This window comes from Trinickia sp., assembly GCF_036503415.1.
Classification (GTDB): domain Bacteria; phylum Pseudomonadota; class Gammaproteobacteria; order Burkholderiales; family Burkholderiaceae; genus Trinickia.
In genome coordinates this window covers 1-5,319 of record NZ_DASXWY010000057.1, presented here as the reverse complement: position 1 = coordinate 5,319, position 5,319 = coordinate 1, and the positions used below count along the sequence as shown (strand labels likewise).

At 63.1% G+C, this 5,319-nt stretch carries 2 protein-coding genes; one reads left to right on the top strand and one right to left on the bottom strand.

Annotated elements, in window-relative coordinates; genetic code table 11:
* The coding region (locus VGL01_RS07640) for a hypothetical protein (protein WP_331568254.1) at window positions 1-688 on the bottom strand (688 nt) is incomplete at its 3' end.
* Between the two features lie 198 nt (window positions 689-886).
* Here VGL01_RS07640 and VGL01_RS07635 point away from each other — a divergent pair.
* A complete protein-coding gene (locus VGL01_RS07635; protein WP_331568253.1) occupies window positions 887-5,206 on the top strand; it encodes a beta strand repeat-containing protein in 4,320 nt (1,439 codons plus the stop codon).
* Window positions 5,207-5,319: the final 113 nt, after the last annotated feature.

Genomic DNA, 5,319 nt, shown 5'->3' with positions numbered 1-5,319 from the left:
CCGGTGATCGTGCGCCGAGCCGACGTGCGATGTCGTCGACGAATTGAAACAACCGAGGCTGAGACTCGCGATCGAGTTGCACGGCCTTGATAAGCATCGGTGTTTCCTTGAGGAACTGGAACGTCGAGCGCAGCAGCGTCCAGCACACGAGCAGCGCTGCAAATCCCACGGTGGCGAGCAGCACCGCGTGAACCTGATGAATCGTCATGGTCTCGATCGTGTAGACCGAAAAGACGAACAACACCGCTTGCCCGAACACCGAGAGCGCGAGCAGGAACATCACGGCACGCACAACGAAGCCGAATATCCGGCTCAACCGTGCGCGATTCGTGCCGGCGATCGCTCTGCCGCCGTAAATCACGAGCAAGATCAAACCACCGATGCCGGCAATCACCCACGAAGCGCATTTGACGATTGCGACCTCGTCCGCCGGGGAACACATTTCCTTATAGCCCTCCGCGTTTCCCCCAGCGCGGATCTGTGCACAAACCGAGACATAGCTCAGGTGCCGGGCTTGATAGTTTTCTTCGGTGACCAGGCGCTGATTGAACACTACCGAATCGTGAAACTGGCTCTCGTACTCCGAGGCCATGAAATGCGCCGTCAGTACGCCGAATACGGGAATGAAGAATAGGCAGGCGAGCAACATGCACAGCGCCTTGGTGCGGGAAAGCGGTTTGTTGGCCATTTGCAGGTCTCTTCGAGCGTGATCGTACTTTCGCGACGACAGCGTCGCGAAGCGCGGAGTTGCTATTTCGGCAAACCTCGCCCTTTCTTGATGATTTATCGGCAAAAAAGGGGCATGGAAACGCCCTCAAGAATCGAATCAGAGTGCCGATAACTCCTTTATTCATTGCCGGCGAATTCAATCAGTCAATACGTCCCCATGTCAGCCCGCACGATGAGCCAACACGCCGATCGTGTAATCCGGCATTGCTCTCCCGCATATTCCCGCGCGGCGGGCACCCGGCACGGCGATCCCTCGATATTCCGCGTCCCCACGGTAATCGCGCTGGCGTGCTCGGCGCTCGCAAGCGCTGCCGTTCTTGCCGCCCCCGCCGGCGGCACCGTCACCGCGGGTAGCGCCAACATCAGTCAGACGGGTGCAACTACCACCATTACCCAGAATACGAACAAGCTCGCGATCGACTGGTCGAAATTCAGCATCCAGGCCGGCGAAACCGTCAATTTCCTCCAGCCAGGCACCGGGGCGATCGCACTGAACCGCGTAACGGGCAGAGAGCCGAGTGCCATTCTGGGCAACCTCAATGCCAACGGCACCGTATTCATTCTCAATCCGAACGGCGTCCTGTTCGGCAGCAGCGCGCAGGTCAATGTCGGCGGGCTGGTCGCGAGCACGCTTGGCTTGAGCGACGCCGATTTTCTGGCGGGCCGCTACGCGCTCAGTGGCGCGAGCACGGCAAGCGTCGTCAATCAAGGAACGCTTATGGTGCCGCCCGGCGGCAAGGTCGCGTTGATCGCGACCGCCGTGAGCAATGGGGGCACCATCAACGCGCCACAGGGCAGTGTGCTGATGGCAGGTGCGAGCGCTGTCACGCTGACGCTCGTGGACGGCAGCCCGCTCGGCTATACGATCAGTCGCGGCGCAGCCAGCACGCTCGCCGCCAACGGGGGCCTGATTCAGGCGGACGGCGGCCATGTTGTGCTGACCGCCAAAGGACTCGACGCTTTGAGCGAAGCCGTCGTTAACTCAAGCGGCGTGGTGCGGGCTCGCACGGTGGCCAACAAACAAGGCACCATCGAGTTGATCGGCGACCCGGACTCCGGCGCCACGGCCGTCAGCGGACAACTCGACGCCAGCGCGCCAGAAGCCGGGGGCATAGGGGGCGCGGTCCAAGTGCTCGGTGCCAAGGTGGGGCTTTTCGACGGCGCACGCGTCGATGTCAGCGGGATGGCCGGCGGCGGCACGGCGCTGATCGGCGGAAACTCGCGCGGTGCTGGCCCCGAGCAGGATGCATCGGCAACGTACGTCGCAAGCGGTGCCGCGATCGATGCCGACGCCGTTCGCACGGGCAGCGGCGGCAAAATAGTCGTCTGGGGCACCGACAGTGCAAACGTGCACGGCTCGCTGTCCGCCAATGGCGGAGTCGCAGGCGGTAACGGCGGCAGCATCGAGACGTCCGGCCATGTCTTGGACACCGATGGCATTGCGGTTAGCGTGGCTGCGGGAACGACGGGCGGCACGGGGGGACTGTGGCTGCTCGACCCGTACAACGTGACGATATCCACGGGCACTCAAACGGGCGGGGCGTTTTCGAGCAACGTCTGGACGCCCAGCGCCAATGGCTCCGTCGTCAACGTCTCGAGCATCCAGAGCATTTTGAACAGTGGCGGCAACGTCACGATCACTACGGCCGGCGCGGGCACGCAAGAAGGCAACATCGCCATCAACGGCAGCATCGCCAAGACCGCCGGCGGCAACGCCGCGCTGACCTTGATCGCCGACGGTCGTATCACGACAAACGCCAGCAGCGGAGCGCACCGAACGATCACAAGCACGAGCGGCGCGCTCAACGTATCGATGACGGCCAATGCGGCGACGAGCGCATCGAACACCAACGGCATCAAGTTCAGCTACCTCGATATCACCGCCAACGGCGGCAATATCAGCGCGGTGTCCACCGGTGCGCGGTCGGGCACCGTTGCGGCACTCGATCTCGAGAACAGCACGTGGGTGACGACCGGCAGTGGCACGATTAGTCTGTCGGGCACGATGCCCAGCAACGGTAACAGCCAGGGCGTGTACCTGAAATCGACGACGCTGAGAACGGCTTCCGGCGCAATTTCGATATCGGGCACGAGCGGCGGCATCGCTACGGTCACGGGCACCAACAGCGGCGGCGCACCGCTTTTCTCCATCAACGACATCGGCGTGGACCTCGTCGGCGGCAATACGATTCAGAGCACGAGTGGCGGCGCGATCACGTTGACCGGCACCGCAACGGGGGCGACGAGCACATGGGCCGGCAGCGGCGTCACGATCGGCGCGCTGGACAGTCTCTCGACGTCGGGCGCGCTGACGATCATCGGAACTGCGAGCAATCCCACGTCGACGACTTATCGCAATCAGCTTTCAGCCGTCAATATCACGGCGACGTCCTCGAATGCGGCGACCTTGAGCGGCGGGACCGTCGATATCGCTGGCACGAATGAAGTCGTGGGCGGCTCAGCCAGCACGAGCAATGCAAACGCCGCAGTGAAATTCGCCGGCAAAGTGAACGTCACGGCAACCAGCGGCGCTATCGCCATTTCCGGATCGAACGCAGGCGGGGACGGCGTGTGGGGTTCCGGCACCGCCGCTGTGACAATGAGCGCGCCCAGCGCTTCATCGATCGATATCGACGCGCGGTCTCTCGATTCGGTGAGCGGGTATAGCGGGTTCTATATCGGCAACGGTGCAACGTTGACGGTCGCGACCGCGGCGCCGCTCAACATCACCGCGCTCAGTAACGTGGACGCGCGCAAGGCGGTTTGGAACAAAGGTGGACTGATCACGCCCGGCAACCTCAACATAACGTCCACGGGCGGTTCCATCGCTGACGATACGACCCATGGCGGCTACTTCCAGGTAAGCGGTACAACGACGATCGACGCGAGCGGATCGGGCAACACAATCAGCCTGACCAACAGCGGGAACGCCTTCAACGGGACACTTTCGATGAATGCGGCCGCTACGACGCTGTCCAATAGCACGGCCCTGACGTTGGGTACGTCGGCAATCGCCGGAAACTTGACGCTCACCGCACCCGGCATCGCTCAAACCGGTGCTGTCAGGGTCACGGGCACCACTGCGCTTGACGCCGGCAGCAACGCCATCACGCTCGGCAATAGCGGCAATACGTTCTCCGAAGCGATCGCGTTGACGGCCGGGGATGCGACGCTCGCGAGCGGCTCGTCGCTGAACATCGGCACATCCACGCTCAGCGGTTCGCTGAACCTGGCCGCAAGCGGCATTACGCAAAGCGGTACGTTGAACATAATCGGCGCCACCACGCTCAACGCCGGCAGCGGCTCGCTCGCACTGACCAATAGCGGCAACTCGTTCAGTCTGCTCTCGGTCGGCAGTGCCGCCGATGCGACCATCACTGCGGCCACCGCCTTCACCGTCTCCGGCGTGAACTCGACTGGCAACGTGCGCCTGACGACGCTCTCCGGCAATCTGACCACGACCAGTAACTGGACCGTCTCGAACGGCGATCTGACGCTGTCCGCCGGTGCCGCTACCGCGCGCGGAACGAGCAGTGGCGGCGATGTGAAGAACAGCGCGACTTTTACGCTGGACACGGGCAAAACGGCCACCGTGTACAGCGGCTCCATCGATTCGACAATGCTGGGCGGCTCGCTCGCGCAGCGGGCGGCCGCGGGCTCGGGCAATTTCCGCTACGACCGGCAGAATGGCGACGCAGCCGGCGCGACGGGCATCGGTGATGGCGCTACCTACGTCATGTATCGCCAGCGGCCGACGGTCACAGTCACGCCGACGGACTCCACCAACACCAAGGTGTACAACGGTAGCGCCGGCGCGGACCCGCAGCTGGCGTATGGCACGATGGGGCAAGTCAACGGAGATACCGCGGCGCAAATCTTCTCGGGCTCGCTCGAGCGCGCATCGGGGCAAAACGTGGGCAGCTACGTGATAGCGTCCGGCACGCTGGCCGATCAGCTCGGCTATCAGGTGACGTTCACCACCGGCCATACCTTCGGAATCACCCCCGCGCCGCTCGTGATCTCGGTCAACGGAGCGAGTCGGTACATCGGCCAACAAAACCCGTCGTTCAGCGCTTCATACAGCGGACTAGTCAGCGGAGAGACGATACAAACGGCGGGACTCCAAGGCCAGTTGAGCTTTTCGACCACTGCCAACACCCTTTCCGGCGCCGGGGCCTACGCCGTTTCCGTGGATGGACTCTCGAGCCAAAACTACAGCATCAGCTTTGTTCCCGGGATACTGACAGTCCGCACGGCGAGTGTGTCCACCATCATGCTCGGGTCCCCTTCCATGGACTCATCGTACGTGAGCGCCGTTGCCGATGCCGAGGCCAAAGCACGCGTGAGCGGCAGCGTCGACGCACCGTTGCCTGCACAAAAGATCAGGCTGGGGTGGCGCGCCGTGGCGGCCACCTTCCATATCGACGATTCCGTTGGCGATGAGGTGGGTGGCACTCGCGCGGCAGCATCGGAGTGAACCGCAGCATCATGTCATTGCGCAAGATAAAACGCCGCGCCGGATTCGCGCGCGCAGGCTTGGGAGTTGCCATACCGGGCCTGCTCGTCACCTTCGCATCACACGCCGCGTTA

Bases quoted from the DNA above. Each gene is read 5' to 3' on its own strand.
- VGL01_RS07635 (WP_331568253.1), top strand. From the start codon at position 887: ATGTCAGCCCGCACGATGAGCCAACACGCCGATCGTGTAATCCGGCAT.